Raw genomic sequence first — 15,727 nt, forward strand, 5'->3', positions numbered from 1 at the left:
ATAATTAAGACTGATGTAATTATATGGCGATAAAAGAGATATAAATGAGACTTTTTTGATAGAATTACAAAAAAACAAGGCATTAAACTTATGAAATACTTAAAAATTCTAATCATATTGTTTTTTTACAGCTCTTTTTTATATAGTGATGAAATTTTATTAATACATTCCTATAATAAAGGACTCAAATGGAGTGATGGAATTTCACGTGGTATTGAAGATATTATGCTTAAACATCCACAATATGAACTTACTACTGAGTATATGGATAGTAAAAAGATCGAATCAGAAAACTATTTTGATGAATTACTGGATCTTTATCGAAAGAAATTTCGTAATCGTCAATATAATGCCATCATCGTTGCCGATAACTACGCCTATGATTTTGTTTTAAAATACCACCGTGAACTTTTTCCAAACACCCCCGTTATTTTTTGTGGTGTGGAGAACTTTAACCCTAAAGAATTAGATACGTATCTCAAAAAATATGTAACGGGGGTTATTGAATACAAAGATATACGTACAAACCTAGAACTGATCTATCAACTCTTCCCTGCGACAAAGATGGTCTATATTATCAGTGATGATGCTTATTCTTCTCTCGCCATTAAAGAACAGATTATTGATGAATCCAATAATTTTCAAGATAAATTCCGTGTGGTCTTTGACAACAAAATTGATTTTAATAAAATTGACGAAAAAATTGACAAACTTCCTAAACATAGTGTCATTCTTTTTACCAGCTTTTACCGTGATATGTATGGGGTTTATATACCTTATCATAGACTCAGATCCTTTTTCCAACGCTCAAAATTTCCTGTTTTTGCACTGAATCATATTCACTTAGGAGAAGGTATCATTGGTGGGTACATGATCAACCCTTATGATCAAGGAGCATTGGCTGCGAAAAAAGCATTTGAGCTTATTAATGGCAAAAAGATTGCTTCAGTTCCTATTGAAACACCTTCGAGCAGTTATTTTTTTGATAATAATATTTTACGTAAATACGGTATACCCCTTAGCGATGTTCCAAGTCCTGCTGAAGTCATTAATGGTGTTGAAAGTTTTTATGAAAAACACCGTAGGTTTGTTGAAAATGCTTTTGCACTTATGCCATTACTCCTTTTACTCACCACTATTTTGGTTTTAAATATTATTAAACGTATCTCATTGGAAAAAGAGCTCTTACGTCAAGGAAAATTGGATTATGTACTTTTAAATAACATCCAAAGTGCCATTTTTTGGAAAGCGAATGATGGTAAGATTTTGGGATGTAATGATCTTCTCTGTGAAATCCTTGAGCGTGATAAAATTGATATCATTGGTAAAAATGTTCAAGAAATCATGCCTGGTTTTTGCGATAAAATTCAAGAGGTTCCCCTTGATTGTCCCACTAGTGCTGAGATTGTTATGAAAATGCCATTTAAAGACAAAATTATTTTTTCGGTTCGAAGGACATACTATACCGATGAAAACAACCAAGAAGCAGGCGTTGTCACCATTTTAACCGATGTCACAGAAAAAAGACGTATTGAAACAGAGCGAAAACGCCATGAACAGTTTGTTATCCAGCGTTCAAAACAATCCGAAGTGGGTGAAATGATCGCCAGTATTGCCCATCAGTGGAAAACGCCTCTAGTCGAAATCTCCGCTATTGCGCAAGAACTCATTTATAAACGCCGTAAAAAAGTTCTTGGGGAAGAAGATACTCAGAAAGTTGTCGATGACATTATGACGCAAGTAAAATATATGTCCAATACGATTGATGATTTTAGACAATTCATTAAGCCTTCATCCACGCAGACAGCCTTTGATGTACGTGAAGCCATCGATACCCTTTTAAGTGTTGTCAATCATAATGTAAAGTACAATTACATTACGATCAATATTGTCCAACCCTCCAAAGAGCCACTCTTAGCTTTTGGTTATCCTAATGAATTTAAACAATGTGTTTTAAACATCATTAATAATGCAAAAGATAGTATTGTGAAAAAGAGAGAGAGTAAGAATACAGATGGTATCATTGAAATTGAGTTAAGCAATGATGACACGCATATCTATCTCTCCATCAGCGATGATGGTTGTGGTATTGAAAAAAGTAAACTTGAATCTATTTTTGACCCTTTTATGAGTACCAAAGAGCATGGAGATGGATTCGGGCTTTACATGGCACGTTTGATTATTGAAGATAAAATGGGTGGAAAAATTATTGCTAAACAAAAAGAGAATGGTGCACAAATCTGCATTACCATTAAAAAAGCCAAGGGAGCTGCATGAAAATATTGATACTTGAAGATAATGAACGACTCGGTAACCTTATGGTTGAAGCACTTGAGCAGAAAAAGTACCGTATTGACCTTTTTAAAGATGGGAAAATAGCGTTAAAGGCCATTGATAATGGCTATGATTGTTTTATTTTAGATATCAATGTCCCTGGTATTGATGGTCTGAGCCTGCTAAAAGAGATCCGTGTTATGGATGCTTCTACACCCGCTATTATCATCAGTGCCAATGTTGAGTTGGATACAATTCAAGAGGCTTACAGTAAAGGGTGCGATGAATATCTCAAAAAACCTTTTTACATGTACGAATTAGAAACTAAAATCGAAAAACTTTGCAAACCAAAAATTTGTCTCGTTTCACTTCCTGAAGGTTTTAGCTACTCTATGGAGCAAGAAATTCTTCTTTATGGAGAAGGAGAAGAGGTGAAGCTTGCCAAAAAAGAGATTTTACTGCTCAATCTTTTTACTAAAAATCTCAATAAAAACATCTCTTTCGAACGCATTGAACAGTATGTTTGGGGCGGAGAACTTACAACGACCGAAAATATAAGGGCACTCGTCAAGCGCCTTCGCAAAAAACTCCCTGAAGATACTATAGAAAATCAAGGTGGTATAGGGTATCGCCTACATTATGAACATTAAATCTTTCTTTGCTACACGTGAGCAACTTCTCTATCTTTTAGCGGCTGCTGTTCCTATTGCTTTTACGACATGGAATGCTCTTTTAAATAACTTTGTGGTTGAAATGGCTAGGTTTGATGGTGAAAAAATTGGTTTACTGCAAAGTATTCGTGAAGTTCCTGGGCTCCTAGCCTTTAGCATTGTCTTTGTTTTGATAATTTTTCGTCAACAAACAGCGGCTTACCTCTCTTTATTACTCTTAGGACTCGGAACACTTTTGACAGGTTTTTTCCCTTCAGTCATCGGACTTTACGTTACAACATTGATTATGTCTGTGGGATTTCACTATCTTGAAACATTACATAGTTCTCTTTCACTGCAATGGATTAGTAAAGATCAAGCGCCTTCTTTTCTTGGTAAAATCTCAGCCCTTCGATCTTTTATAGCACTCTTTACGTTGGCAATACTTTATGTTATGATGAAAATCTTTGATATAGGCTATATCGCTGTTTATGTGCTCAGCGGTGGAATCACTATGCTTTTAGCCATCGTAACATGGATCGGGTTTGAACATTTTAAAGACGATATTGTCCAAGAAACCAAGCTGTTTCTACGCAAAAAATATTGGCTTTTTTATGTACTCACTTTTCTTGCCGGAGCACGCCGTCAGATTGTGGTTGTTTTTGCAGGATTTCTTTTAGTAGAGAAGTTTCATTTTACTGTTGAAAATATGCTTTTACTTCTCATTGTCAATACGATTTTAAATATGGTCTGCGCACCTTACGCAGGAAAACTCATAGAACGCTTTGGTGAAACGCTTTCCTTAAAATTAGAATATATTTCAATTGTTCTCATTTTTATCCTTTATGGTTTGGTACAATCACAAACGATGGCAGTATCGCTTTATATCTTAGATAATCTCTTTTATACTATTGCTATTGCCTTAAAAACGTATTTTCAAAAAATAGCCGACCCTAAAGATATTGCTGTCACATCAGGGGTTGCTTCGGCTATTAACCATATTGCGGCCGTTTTTCTGCCTTTTACCTTAGGAATTGTTTGGATTTATTCTATCAGTGCTGTCTTTTTTATAGGAGCAGCCATTGCGATGATTGCATTTTTATTAACATTTTTACTACCTAAAAAGGAGCGTGTGTGAGTTTACATGTAAAGGAAGATTTTTTACAATTTGATGACTATCAACCCGATAAGAACACCTACAATGAAACCACTTTTTTTGAAGCAGAAGGAAGTGAAAAATTTGATAAAACTTCAGCACCCCAAATGCTCATGATGATGAACCGCGTTGCAGATGATTTACGATTGGATGACTATTCGATGAAAAAACTTGAAATTGTCCTACGAGAAGAACTTCCTTTCTTTGCGGTTAACCGAAGACTCGTCTTAAATTGGATCAATGAGAATTTTTTATTTTAATCTCATCCTTTGTCGTCTATAATAGAGCATACGAAAAAGAGGACATATGAAAAAAATCTATTTAATCAGACATGCCAAGTCAAGCTGGAAAGATGAAACCATAGATGATTTTGAAAGACCCCTTAATAGTAGGGGAAAACGCGATGTTGCGTTTATGGGAAAGCGTCTTAAACTGTTTGATGTGAAGCCTGACATTATCTATACAAGCCCTGCGAAAAGAGCTGAAAAAACAGCTAAAGAGCTTGTGAAAGAGATGAATTACGATAAAAAGAAAATAAAACTTATCGATACTCTTTTTGAGAGTTCATATGAGCAGTATATGGAGCTTATCCATGCTACAGACGATCACTATAGTTCGATATTTATTATTGCACACAACCCAACCATCACCGAAGTGGGTGAGCGTTTAAGTGGTGCTATTTTAAGTAATATTCCTACCTGTGCCATCGTTTGTATTAGTTTTGAGGTGGAGAGCTTTAAAGAAATTACCGAAGAGAGCGGACACATTCTCTTTTTTGATTATCCCAAAAAGCACCTCAAAGATTAAACTTTTTTACCAAAATATAAAATAACTCCCGCCATTAACATGGCACAACATCCCAATAAAAATGCAACAATTGTTGATCCATTAGCGATGCCATCTAGGGGCAATCCATGTGTATTCATACCAAAATAACCAACAATGAGATTTAAGGGAAGAAAAATTCCAGAGAAAATTGTCAAAAGGTAGATGGTTTTGTTCATGCGTTCATTATTGCGACTGGTGTAAAAATTATAAAGGTTATTTAACTTGTCGATTGCCAGTAAAGAGGAGCGATTGGTACGACTTAAATGTTCGTGAATATCTTTAAAATGAATGGATAAAAAATTTTCTTCTTTGAGATAGCTTTCAATAAAACTCTCCAAAACTTCAACACTCAGTGTTAGAAGGCGGTTAATTCGACTGAGATCTTTTTTTGTGTTAAGCCAATAGCGCATAAATGAACTCAACTGAGCATTGTCATATAACTGCTCTTCCATCCAATCAATACTTTCATGCAAAGAAGTTAACATTTTCATTGCAATATTTGTTTTTTCATTCAGTAATTCATAGACTTTTTCCATCGTTTTAAAATCTATAAATTCTTGCACGTTTTTATCGTACCAATAGCATGAAGTTCCATCGAACACAAAAGCATACGAGTCAATTTTAAGCTCTTTGTCGCGTGAGGTGGGTAGCGCTAAGATTAAAATATCATAGTTGGATTCTTCCACAAACATGGAAGGATGAGTTGCATTTTTAATATCTAAAAGGTGGAAACGATCGATCTGGTCGTATAAATGTATCATTGTACGTCATCCATAGTATTAGCTGCAATTTTTAAACGCTCTTTATCGAAATGGGTATAAATGCGGGAAGTATTCAAATCAGAGTGTCCGAGTGCTTCTTGCACCAAAATCAGGTCTCTATTTTTTTGATAAAGCAGTGTTGCAAAGGTATGGCGCAACATGTGCGCACCGTTTTTTTCTTTTCTAATCCCCGCCGTCATGAGGATTTTATCCATGATATAACTGACATACGCTTGCGTCAAAGGTTTACCCGTACGGCTTTGAAACAAAAGGGGATTTTCAGAACTTCGGTAACTCATCCATTCGCTCAAATCATGCTCAATCTGTTCCACTTTAATCATCGCCGTGCGAGGTTTATTGCCTTTACCTCGAATCTGAAAGATGTAATAATCCTCATCTTTTACCATATCTTTTAGTTTTAAGTCCAAAGCCTCACTGACACGCATACCTGTAAAAATAATCATCTTAATCAAAAGTCTATTTTTTGCCTGAACATAGGGTTTAAACTCCGTCTCCTCGATCGCTTTGAAAAAGCGTGAGAGCTCTTCTTTATACATGTGAGCCGGAAGTTTCTCACCTTTTTTACCACCAAGACCGCCCCAGTTCTTAAGCTCAATGCGAAATTGATGTGAATTACCTTTAGCGTCTTCGTTCTGTTTGTCAATAAATTTAAAGAGTGAAACAACCGCCATACGGTAATTTTTCTTTGTGGCATCGGAGAGTGAGCCTGTTTGAGAGGCAAGAAATTCACTCAAAAGTTCTTCATCAATCTCTTTAAGAGACGTCAACCCCATAGGTACAATGTAATAGTAAAATTTCTCCAGCGGATTGATAAAAAGATTGATGCCAATTAGCCCAATATTACGTGCCTCTTTAGCAAGATTTTTTAGCTCATCCATCGTTGTACTACCATGATTGAGCGCGCCAATAATGGCGGAGAGCTTGGCATTTTCTTCGACATGGCGGTTGGAAAGAGAGGTCAGTTTCGACTTAATAAACCGATCAAGCCAAAAGAGCAAACTTAACTCAAAACGCTCTTTCGCATCCACCGTGTAGCGCATTTTATTTGGCTCGTTTCGCGTAAAATTCTGCTTTAAAAGCAGCAAAGCGTCCTTCAAGGATCGCTTGACGCATCTGTTTCATTAAAGTCAAGTAGTAATGAAGATTGTGAATAGACGCAAGTCTAAAGTAGGTCAGCTCTTTTGAGCGGAAAAGATGGTGCAAATAACCTCTCGAGTAATGTTTACATGTAAAGCAGTCACACTCAGGATCAAGCGGTGCTTCATCTCTTTGAAACTTAGCATTTTTGATGCTGATTTTTCCAAATGAGGTGAAGAGTGAACCGTTACGCGCGTTACGCGTTGGCATGACACAATCAAACATATCCACCCCTCGCTCCACGTTTTCCACCAAATCCTCAGGCGTTCCAACTCCCATTAAATAACGTGGCTTATCCGTTGGCATCAGAGGCGTGACGTATTCAACAATGTCATACATCTCCGCATTGCTTTCACCCACGCTGAGCCCTCCAATAGCAAAACCATCAAAGGGTAGGGCACACAGCTCATTCGCGCTGATACGACGAAATTCCTTATCGGTTCCACCTTGAATGATCGCAAAAATGTTTTGATGAAGTCCTATACCCTCAGATTGTTTTTGTTTATGGTAGATAATCGCACGTTGAGCCCAATCGGTTGTGCGCTTAATGGACAGAGCAACACGCTCTTTGGTTGCAGGAAGGGCAACAAGATCATCTAGGATCATCATAATGTCAGAATTAAAGTTGTACTGAATATCAAGCACCTTCTCAGGCGTAAAGTAGTGCGATGAGCCATCAATATGGCTTTTAAACATAATACCATTGACATCGGCTTTGGAAATATCACTTAAACTAAAGGCTTGAAATCCACCACTATCGGTTAGAAAACTGTTTGGAAATTTGGTAAAGCCATGAAGCCCACCAAAATGTTTAATCACTTCATCATTGGGACGCAAATAAAGATGGTACGTATTACCTAAGATTATCTTAGCTCCAAGCATTTCACTCATATCAACAGCGTCTAAGCTTTTGACACTGCCTACGGTTCCAACAGGCATAAATACGGGGGTTTGTATGGTACTGTGTGCTGTTTTTATCGTACATGCGCGAGCACGTCCATCGGTTTTATCTATCTGAAATTCCATTTTAGTTACAATATCCTCTTTAGTTTATAGGGAGTCTTTTACAATGAAAAAAATTTTGATCATCGCTGATGGCATTCTAGCAAAACAATTTTTAGAAAAGGTTATGGAAACCGAAGCTGGAGAAAATAACTACACTATCGTGACCTATAAAGAAGAGACTATACCTAAAAAACGCCCTGAAAATTTTAAATTTTTCGAATTTGATCCTACAAGTTACGAAAAGCTTGCGATCATTCTCAATGAGCAGTTTTTTCAAATCATGATTATTATGTCCAATGAACTGGATGTTAAAGCCACCTACACCAACATTAGACGCGTGGACAGTAAAGTGCGCATCGTCATCATGGACAGATGGGATTTAAAAATTGAAGATAAACGTCTTTTGATGCTCAACTCCCGTGAAATTCTCGCTTCTCGTTTCACCGACCATCTTCCAAACACGCCGATTGTCGCTCAAAATATTGGACTTGGCATTGGTGAAATCATGGAAGTTTCTGTGCCTGTGGGAAGCTCTTACGCCTACCGACATCTCGCTTCTATTGAGCAGAGTAAATGGAAAATTGCAGCCATCTACCGCTCAAATACACTTATTTTACCGCGTCCTGCATTGATGCTTCTTCCGAATGATCTTTTGCTGATGATTGGTGATCCTAAAGTGTTGCAAAGTGTCTTTAAAAGTATCAAACGAGAATTGGGACAATTCCCTTCACCCTTTGGAAGCAGTATTTACTGTATCATTGACATGCTAAGGATGGATGATACAGAGATTGATACACTCATCAATGATGCCTTGTTATTGCACTCCAAACTTAATAGCAACAAATTACATGTAAAGATCATCAACCCGACGTACTCCAAGACACTCGAAAAGATCAAAGGCTACAGCAATCACCATATACACGTTATGATTGACTATTTTGAGACCAGCCCACGTAAAGTCTTGCGTGAAGATACAGAAAAAATGGACATCGGTTTGATTGTCGTAATGAACAACTTTTTCCAAAAAAACAAACGTACACTCTATAAAACAAAATTGCCGATTTTTAAGATGGGTAAACGTGGCTTTGGTGGTCTAAACCAAGGGGTAGTTCTAAGCAATGACGCCCATGAAATTGAGCAAGAATCTTCGGTGATTTTTGATGTGGCAACCCAACTCTCACTTGAACTCAAACTCTACAGCTATAACCCTGATCATGAAAATGCAAAAAATAGCTTGATTGAGCATTTTGACAACCTTTCAAAGATCTTTGGGCGTGAAGTGGATGTGGTGCAAAGTGATAAAAATCCATTGGTAAAACTTCGCAATAAAAACAATATTTTGCAATTTATACCTTTTAGTTCCAAAATTTTGGAAGCTAATTTTTTCTCTATTTTCTCTACAGATATGGAAAAACTTCACTTTAAACTTGCCAATAATTATCAGCTATTTATCCCAATCAATGCATAATTAAGTGCTTTTTGAGTATGATAAATAAAAAAAGATGGATAGATAATGCAAGTCAATGTTGTCTTAAATAAAACCACTTCAAAAGATTATAGCGTCACAATAGACTCTTTAAAAGAGCTTATTTTTGATACAAAAGTTTTAATCGTAACCAATACCACGGTAGCAGCTCTTCACCTTGAAGCACTCCAAAAAAAACTTTTTGCCAAAGAACTTTATACGGTTATTTTACCCGATGGCGAAATGTATAAAAACTTTGAGAGTCTCAATCTTATTTTAGACGCATGTTTTGAACATCGCTTAGATCGTCAATCTCTTTTAATTGCCTTTGGAGGAGGGGTTATTGGCGATATGACAGGCTTTGCTGCTTCAATTTATCAACGTGGTATTAGCTTTATTCAAATTCCTACGACACTTTTAGCGCAGGTCGATGCGAGTGTGGGTGGTAAAACAGGTATCAACAACCGTTATGGCAAAAACCTCATTGGCTCTTTCTGGCAACCATGCGCCGTTTATTGTGATAGTGCGTTTCTTAAAACTTTGCCAAAGCGTGAATTTGCCGCAGGCGTTGCTGAAATTATCAAAATGGCAGTCACGTTTGATAAAGATTTTTTTGAGTGGCTTGAAACACACGATCTTCACAATGAAACTCATCTTACAACGGCCATTCATAAAAGCATCGCTATCAAAGCCGATGTTGTTTCACAAGACGAAACAGAAAGAGGCATACGCGCCATTTTAAACTATGGACATACGTTTGCGCATGTAATCGAAAACCAAACTCAATACAGCACCTATTTACACGGTGAAGCTGTTGCCATTGGTATTGTGATGGCAAACGCTTTAGCACAAAAACTGGGGCTGTTAAGCAAAGAAGAGGGCAACCGCATCAAAGCTCTCTTAGAGCATTACGCGTTACCAACACATTACGACATCAGTGATCCAGAAGCTTTTTACGATGCTTTTTTCTTAGATAAAAAAAGTGCTCATGACAAAATAACATTTATTTTAGCCAATGGAATTGGTGGCAATGATATGCGTAACAACATTACCAAAGAGGTTGTTTTAGAAGCATTAAAGGACGTCAATGTGTAAAAAAATTCTTTGGCTGATTTTCTTTACATGTAATCTTCTTTTAGCAGAAACAAACAGCACTTTAAAACTTGAAGACGCCATGAAAACGGAAGTTCTCCATCAAAAAGTGGCTGCCATTGATGAAACCATCCAAAACAATCTCTGGTATAAGCGTTATGGCAATTACCTAAGTTATCAAAAATTGATCGAAGAGTTATCGACAGTCGATGCCGAACTTAAAAAAGTAAAAACGGCCAAAGACAAAGTTTCTGTTGAAAAACGTGAGAGATTGACCAGTAAGCAAGAGTCGCTTGAAAAACAGATCGAACTTTTGCAAGAGTTTAAAAACTCTCCTTTTAGCAAAATAATTGAGTCAACTGATTTGGAAACGTACCCAAAAATCACGAATCCGCTTGCTATTATTTCAGCACTTTCGTACATCAAAAAGATCAAACAAGATAGTATGGATTATAAGGCACAAATTGATCGTTTAGACTTACTGGTTACAAAACTCAAAGAAAAACTGGCTCTAATCGAAGAAATTTACCAAATTGAGCCTATGATTACCAATGAAGACATGATCTATGACGCACAAAAAGAGCTCAATGCCTTTATCGTTGCACAAGAGATTGCGAGTACCAGTTACTCTTTACATGTAAAGAAAGTGGAAGAGGCAACGATTCGTATCACGCAAGACATTACGTTACAAATGAAGCGTGCCTTCAACATCGGTATATTCATTGTTGTTGTCATTGTTTTTACGCTTTTACTCAAATTTTTTGCTAAACGTTATATCAAAGACAATGAACGTTTTTATACTGCCAATAAAATTATCAATTTTGCCAACGTCACACTGATTATTCTTATTTTACTTTTTTCCTACATCGAAAATGTCTCCTACCTTGTAACTGTTTTAGGTTTTGCCTCTGCGGGTATTGCGATTGCGATGAAAGACTGGTTTATGAGCATCTTAGGATGGATGGTCATCATTTTTGGGGGCAGTTTCCACGTTGGAGATCGTATCAAAGTTAAAAAAGATGGTCTGCCTTATGTTGGCGATATTATCGATATTTCACTCCTGCGTATGACGGTACTTGAAGACATTACCTTAACATCGTATATGGAAAACACGCGCTCAGGAAGAATTTTCTTTGTGCCTAACAATCTCATTTTCTCTGCGGTTATTTCAAACTATACACATGGTACAATGCGCACTGTTTGGGATGGCATTAACATCTACATCACCTTTGGTTCAAACCATAAAAAAGCGGTTCATATAGCACGAGAAATTACCAAAAAATATTCAAAAGGTTACACAGACATTGCACGCAAACAGCTCAATTTACTCCGCAATCAGTACAGCCTTAAAAACACAAACGTTGAACCTCGCATATTTTCATTCGTTGAGCCACAAGGATTTTGTATCAACTGCTGGTATATGACAAACTCGTATGCAGCACTCTCACTTCGTGGAACGATTGGCTGTGAAATTATTGATGCTTTTATGCAAGAAGATGACATTACGATTGCTTACCAAACACATAATATCAATATTGGGAAGCAAGAGCGACCCTCATTTCCACCCGATGAACTAAAGAGTCCTGATGAAAAAAGTCTTTTTTAAAACGTTCGGATGTCGCACCAACATCTATGACACCCAAGTGATGATGGAAAACCTTACTGATTTTGAAGTGACCGAAGTCGAGCAAGAAGCCCAGATCATTGTTGTCAACTCCTGCACGGTCACCAATGGTGCGGACACAGGCGTGCGAAGTTACATCAACCACGTCACCAAAGAGGGTAAAAAAGTCATTTTAGCAGGCTGTGGAGCGATCAGCAAAGGCGAGAGTCTTTTTAGCCAAAACAAAGTTTTTGGAGTCATGGGTCACTCAGAAAAAGGGCAGATCAATACGCTTCTCAAACAAGAGATACCGTTTTATCAAATCGGTGATCTCACCTCTTTAGATGAGACAATTGTTCACGAATACACGGGCAAAACCAAAGCGTTTATCAAAATTCAAGAAGGGTGCAATTTTAGGTGTTCCTACTGCATCATTCCTTACGTCAGAGGCAATGCGAGAAGCCAAGATGAAAGTAAAATCATTGAACAAGTGCAAAAACTAGCTCTCAATGGCTATGGTGAATTTGTACTGACAGGCACAAATATCGGCAGTTACGGCAAAGACAAAGGTAGTTCTCTGGGAAAACTCGTTCAACGTTTAGGCGCTATCAGGGGAGTTAGACGCATTCGTTTGGGGAGTATTGAACCTGTGCAGATCGATGAGAGTTTTAGAGAAATTCTAGGCGAACCGTGGTTGGAGCGACATTTACATGTAGCGCTTCAACACACCTCTGAGCGTATGCTAGAGCTTATGCGAAGACGCAACAATGTCAAACGCGACTTGGAACTTTTCCAAGAGCTCAGTGAGCGTGGCTTTGCGCTAGGAACGGATTACATCACAGGACATCCGGGCGAGAGTGAAGAGATTTGGCATGAAGCGTTCACGACTTTAGAACAATTTCCCCTCACACATCTACACGCTTTTACTTACTCAAAACGTGATGGCACGCCTTCAAGTACGATGAAACCCGAAGTCAAAGGTGATGTTGCCAAAGAGCGACTTAAGAGTATAGAAGCCCTTGTAGAGTCGAAAAACATTACTTTTAGGCAAAAAAATAGTGCAATACCTTTAAACGTCTTAGTCGAAGAGTATAAAGATGACCACTACGTCGGATACGACCAATTTTTCAATAAAGTCATCATTCAAAGTAATCGTGACATTCTAAAAGAGTGGGTGACTATTGAAAACTATGCCATCAAACAGGAGGCTAATTATGCGCATTTTTAAATCCCAAAAACTGATGCTTGCCATCATGGCACTGAGCATATTTGCTGTGCTACTCGCATTTGGGTATTTACGTATAACGCCTAAAATCATTGATCTACCCACCTATCATGCACTATTAGAAAGTGGTGGGATCAAAAAAGCCAAAGTCGAAGACAACGAAGTATGGCTATACGGTCTTAACGATCAATTTGTCATCATCAAAGATGGTATTGACATTGGAGAACTTCTTAAAAAAGTACCCATTGAAGTCCAAAAATCCAATCCTTTTTTTGAAGACCTTGTTATTTTAGGTATGCTCGGAAGTCTTCTATTTGCACTGTTTTTTTATGCACGTAAAAAGAGGGCTGAAGATATTAAAAAAGAGCAAGAAACCAACCAAAAAGCCTATGCAAGCTACGATCCATTTATGAGTAGCATCATCAGACCTGTCAGGGCACACGTCAGCTTTAAAGATGTCGCAGGAATTCAAGATGTCAAGGAAGAGCTTGAAGAGATCGTGGATTTTCTCAAAAATCCCGCACGCTACAAACGTTATGGCATTACCCTTCCCAAAGGTGTGCTTTTAGTTGGTCCTCCGGGCGTGGGTAAAACGATGATCGCCAAAGCCGTTGCAGGCGAGGCGAGTGTGCCTTTCTTCTACCAAAGCGGTGCGACCTTTGTACAAATCTACGTAGGAATGGGTGCAAAGAGGGTTAAAGAGCTCTTTTCTCAAGCGAAGGCTCATGCACCATCTATCATCTTTATCGATGAAATTGATGCCGTGGGGCGCGCGCGTGGTGGTATGCGAAACGATGAGCGCGAATCAACACTCAACCAACTTCTTACAGAAATGGACGGCTTTGAAGACAGCAGTGGCGTCATCGTCATTGCCGCGACCAATAAAATTGACATTATCGACGAGGCACTGCTTCGCTCAGGTCGTTTTGACAGACGTATTTTCATCTCTCTTCCTGATAAAAACGATCGTTTAGAGATCATCAAAGCGTATATGCGCAACAAACCAACCGAAATCAATTTGGAAGAACTCGCCAATATGAGTGTCGGCTTTAGTGGCGCAGCACTGGCAACGTTTGTCAATGAAGCCGCCATTAACGCGCTTCGCCGAGGCTCTACCATCTTAGAACTCAGCGACTTTGTAGCCGTACGTCAAAAAGTGTTGATGGGTAAGAAAAAAGTGCTCAGCTTCTCCGATGAAGAGAAGAAAATCCAAGCGCTCTACCAAGCCGCAAAAGCACTGTGTGCTTACTGGTTTGAAATCGATTTTGACAAAATCAGCATTGTCAATGATCGCCTTAAAGATATGGATAGAGAGATCGAATCTAAAACACAAATGCTCTCTCGGATCAAAGTCTATCTTGCAGGCATGGTTGCAACAAAACTCGCGTACAATGAAAAATTTACCAACGCCACAGAAGATCTCAGTCGTGCGACCGCGATTGCCAAAGAGATGGTTGAAGTGTATGGCATGGGTGAAAAACTCATTCCCTATGAGAACGACGTCTTACTTATTTTGGAAAATTCGCAAACAGAACTTGAGCACTTTTTAGAAGGTATGAATACCATTCTCACCAAAATTTCAGATGAGCTTTACAGTGTAGAGAGCATCTCCAAAGTGCGTTTAAAAGCCATTATCGATGAAGTTCTTTAGTGGTTTTTGCCTTGCAAACGAGCAAGAACTCTTTTCACCGTACCTAAACCAAAGCGATTTCACCGTCGCTGGGTTTAGTTACGGAGCGATTAAAGCGTTTGAATACGCCTTTACATGTAAAGAGCGTATCGACACCCTCCAACTCTTCTCACCTGCCTTTTTCGGGAATAAAGACGCTAAATTCAAAAAACTTCAAACCCTTTCCTTTTCTAAAAACAGCGATCTTTATACACAAAATTTTATGCAAAATTGTGTGTATCCATCCACGTTTGACATCCAACCTTTTTTGAAACAAGGAAGTTTGGAAGAGTTAAACGAGCTTTTACACTACACGTGGGATGAGGAGCGTTTACGCGCTTTGAAAGAACGAGGCGTGAATATCGAAGTCTATGTGGGCGAGTGTGACACTATCATCAATTCAATAAGCGTAAAAGATTTTTTTGTCCCATACGCAAGCGTTTACTACCTCAAACGCGTCGGGCACATTTTAAAATGATGCAACCTTTAGATGAAGCCGCCGTTTTCACACGCTTAGACAAACCATCTCCTCGTGCCTTTTTTCTTCTATTTTACACCACCCAATGCAGTCAATGCAAAATCGCCCACGCACGAATAGAACGTGTCATACAAAATGGAACTTTTGAAGTGGACTTTTTTACATGTAATCTTGATGATGCCCCCAAAGTGAGTGAGCATTTTGGCATTCGCTCTGTACCCGTGTGTATGACTTACAATAAAAAAGGCGAGCAACAAAGGGTCGAATACGCCCTCAAATCCGAAGCGGTTTATGAGAGTATGGTACTGGGAGTGAATACGCAAAAAGGTGATCCAAAGTCGCGATTGTTGGGGTTTTGATGCT

15 protein-coding genes are annotated in these 15,727 nt (G+C 38.3%); 12 read left to right on the plus strand and 3 right to left on the minus strand.

All coding sequences use genetic code 11. The features are described from left to right. The first annotated feature begins 90 nt into the window (after positions 1 to 90). The 5 genes from FA584_RS07460 to FA584_RS07480 are packed head-to-tail and all read left to right on the plus strand — an operon-like array spanning position 91 to position 4,887. Positions 91 to 2,277 (plus strand): sensor histidine kinase, encoded by a 2,187-nt coding sequence (locus FA584_RS07460; RefSeq protein ID WP_167749026.1) that lies wholly within the window; start codon positions 91 to 93, stop codon positions 2,275 to 2,277. Continuing rightward, positions 2,274 to 2,924: a response regulator transcription factor gene (locus FA584_RS07465; RefSeq protein ID WP_167749027.1), complete on the plus strand. Its 651-nt coding sequence runs from the start codon at positions 2,274 to 2,276 to the stop codon at positions 2,922 to 2,924. The genes FA584_RS07460 and FA584_RS07465 overlap by 4 nt, the downstream gene beginning before the upstream one ends. Continuing rightward, the gene (locus FA584_RS07470) at positions 2,914 to 4,062 is read left to right on the plus strand and encodes an MFS transporter (RefSeq protein ID WP_167749028.1); all 1,149 of its coding nucleotides are present in this window, start codon (positions 2,914 to 2,916) and stop codon (positions 4,060 to 4,062) included. Before FA584_RS07465 ends, FA584_RS07470 begins: the two co-directional genes overlap by 11 nt. Beyond that, the gene (locus FA584_RS07475; RefSeq protein ID WP_087438726.1) at positions 4,059 to 4,340 is read left to right on the plus strand and encodes a hypothetical protein; all 282 of its coding nucleotides are present in this window, start codon (positions 4,059 to 4,061) and stop codon (positions 4,338 to 4,340) included. The genes FA584_RS07470 and FA584_RS07475 overlap by 4 nt, the downstream gene beginning before the upstream one ends. A gap of 46 nt (positions 4,341 to 4,386) precedes the next feature. Then, positions 4,387 to 4,887, plus strand: coding sequence for a SixA phosphatase family protein (locus FA584_RS07480; RefSeq protein ID WP_167749029.1), 501 nt, complete (start codon positions 4,387 to 4,389; stop codon positions 4,885 to 4,887). On the opposite strand, the gene FA584_RS07485 is transcribed toward FA584_RS07480, so the two are convergent. The 3 genes from FA584_RS07485 to tgt are packed head-to-tail and all read right to left on the minus strand — an operon-like array spanning position 4,884 to position 7,853. Then, positions 4,884 to 5,669 carry a CorA family divalent cation transporter gene (locus tag FA584_RS07485; RefSeq protein WP_167749030.1) on the minus strand — a complete coding sequence of 262 codons (786 nt, stop codon included), beginning with the start codon at positions 5,667 to 5,669 and terminating at the stop codon, positions 4,884 to 4,886. The two genes, FA584_RS07480 and FA584_RS07485, sit on opposite strands and share 4 nt — an antisense overlap. After that, positions 5,666 to 6,730 carry a tyrosine-type recombinase/integrase gene (locus tag FA584_RS07490; RefSeq protein WP_167749031.1) on the minus strand — a complete coding sequence of 355 codons (1,065 nt, stop codon included), beginning with the start codon at positions 6,728 to 6,730 and terminating at the stop codon, positions 5,666 to 5,668. The genes FA584_RS07485 and FA584_RS07490 overlap by 4 nt, the downstream gene beginning before the upstream one ends. 1 nt (position 6,731) lies before the next feature. Further along, positions 6,732 to 7,853, minus strand: a complete 1,122-nt coding sequence (gene tgt, locus FA584_RS07495; protein ID WP_167749032.1) for a tRNA guanosine(34) transglycosylase Tgt — start codon at positions 7,851 to 7,853, stop codon at positions 6,732 to 6,734. 43 nt (positions 7,854 to 7,896) lie between these two features. Between tgt and FA584_RS07500 the strand changes: the two genes are divergently transcribed. The 7 genes from FA584_RS07500 to FA584_RS07530 are packed head-to-tail and all read left to right on the plus strand — an operon-like array spanning position 7,897 to position 15,723. Next, entirely contained in the window at positions 7,897 to 9,300 is a 1,404-nt protein-coding gene (locus FA584_RS07500) for a COG3400 family protein (RefSeq protein ID WP_167749033.1), read from the plus strand. Positions 9,301 to 9,345: 45 nt separating this feature from the next. After that, entirely contained in the window at positions 9,346 to 10,392 is a 1,047-nt protein-coding gene (aroB, locus tag FA584_RS07505; RefSeq protein ID WP_167749034.1) for a 3-dehydroquinate synthase, read from the plus strand. Beyond that, positions 10,385 to 11,995 (plus strand): mechanosensitive ion channel domain-containing protein, encoded by a 1,611-nt coding sequence (locus FA584_RS07510; RefSeq protein WP_167749035.1) that lies wholly within the window; start codon positions 10,385 to 10,387, stop codon positions 11,993 to 11,995. The genes aroB and FA584_RS07510 overlap by 8 nt, the downstream gene beginning before the upstream one ends. Next, the gene (mtaB, locus tag FA584_RS07515; RefSeq protein WP_167749036.1) at positions 11,976 to 13,220 is read left to right on the plus strand and encodes a tRNA (N(6)-L-threonylcarbamoyladenosine(37)-C(2))-methylthiotransferase MtaB; all 1,245 of its coding nucleotides are present in this window, start codon (positions 11,976 to 11,978) and stop codon (positions 13,218 to 13,220) included. The genes FA584_RS07510 and mtaB overlap by 20 nt, the downstream gene beginning before the upstream one ends. Beyond that, positions 13,207 to 14,868 (plus strand): AAA family ATPase, encoded by a 1,662-nt coding sequence (locus FA584_RS07520; protein ID WP_167749037.1) that lies wholly within the window; start codon positions 13,207 to 13,209, stop codon positions 14,866 to 14,868. The genes mtaB and FA584_RS07520 overlap by 14 nt, the downstream gene beginning before the upstream one ends. Further along, positions 14,855 to 15,364 (plus strand): pimelyl-ACP methyl ester esterase BioV, encoded by a 510-nt coding sequence (bioV, locus tag FA584_RS07525; RefSeq protein WP_167749038.1) that lies wholly within the window; start codon positions 14,855 to 14,857, stop codon positions 15,362 to 15,364. The genes FA584_RS07520 and bioV overlap by 14 nt, the downstream gene beginning before the upstream one ends. After that, the gene (locus FA584_RS07530) at positions 15,361 to 15,723 is read left to right on the plus strand and encodes a thioredoxin family protein (protein WP_167749039.1); all 363 of its coding nucleotides are present in this window, start codon (positions 15,361 to 15,363) and stop codon (positions 15,721 to 15,723) included. Before bioV ends, FA584_RS07530 begins: the two co-directional genes overlap by 4 nt. Positions 15,724 to 15,727 lie beyond the last annotated feature (4 nt).

Source organism: Sulfurospirillum diekertiae, from assembly GCF_011769985.2.
GTDB lineage: Bacteria > Campylobacterota > Campylobacteria > Campylobacterales > Sulfurospirillaceae > Sulfurospirillum > Sulfurospirillum diekertiae.

Bases quoted from the DNA above. Each gene is read 5' to 3' on its own strand.
- FA584_RS07460 (WP_167749026.1), top strand. From the start codon at position 91: ATGAAATACTTAAAAATTCTAATCATATTGTTTTTTTACAGCTCTTTT.
- FA584_RS07465 (WP_167749027.1), top strand. From the start codon at position 2,274: ATGAAAATATTGATACTTGAAGATAATGAACGACTCGGTAACCTTATG.
- FA584_RS07470 (WP_167749028.1), top strand. From the start codon at position 2,914: ATGAACATTAAATCTTTCTTTGCTACACGTGAGCAACTTCTCTATCTT.
- FA584_RS07480 (WP_167749029.1), top strand. From the start codon at position 4,387: ATGAAAAAAATCTATTTAATCAGACATGCCAAGTCAAGCTGGAAAGAT.
- FA584_RS07485 (WP_167749030.1), bottom strand. From the start codon at position 5,669: ATGATACATTTATACGACCAGATCGATCGTTTCCACCTTTTAGATATT.
- FA584_RS07490 (WP_167749031.1), bottom strand. From the start codon at position 6,730: ATGCGCTACACGGTGGATGCGAAAGAGCGTTTTGAGTTAAGTTTGCTC.
- tgt (WP_167749032.1), bottom strand. From the start codon at position 7,853: ATGGAATTTCAGATAGATAAAACCGATGGACGTGCTCGCGCATGTACG.
- FA584_RS07500 (WP_167749033.1), top strand. From the start codon at position 7,897: ATGAAAAAAATTTTGATCATCGCTGATGGCATTCTAGCAAAACAATTT.
- aroB (WP_167749034.1), top strand. From the start codon at position 9,346: ATGCAAGTCAATGTTGTCTTAAATAAAACCACTTCAAAAGATTATAGC.
- FA584_RS07510 (WP_167749035.1), top strand. From the start codon at position 10,385: ATGTGTAAAAAAATTCTTTGGCTGATTTTCTTTACATGTAATCTTCTT.
- mtaB (WP_167749036.1), top strand. From the start codon at position 11,976: ATGAAAAAAGTCTTTTTTAAAACGTTCGGATGTCGCACCAACATCTAT.
- FA584_RS07520 (WP_167749037.1), top strand. From the start codon at position 13,207: ATGCGCATTTTTAAATCCCAAAAACTGATGCTTGCCATCATGGCACTG.
- bioV (WP_167749038.1), top strand. From the start codon at position 14,855: ATGAAGTTCTTTAGTGGTTTTTGCCTTGCAAACGAGCAAGAACTCTTT.
- FA584_RS07530 (WP_167749039.1), top strand. From the start codon at position 15,361: ATGATGCAACCTTTAGATGAAGCCGCCGTTTTCACACGCTTAGACAAA.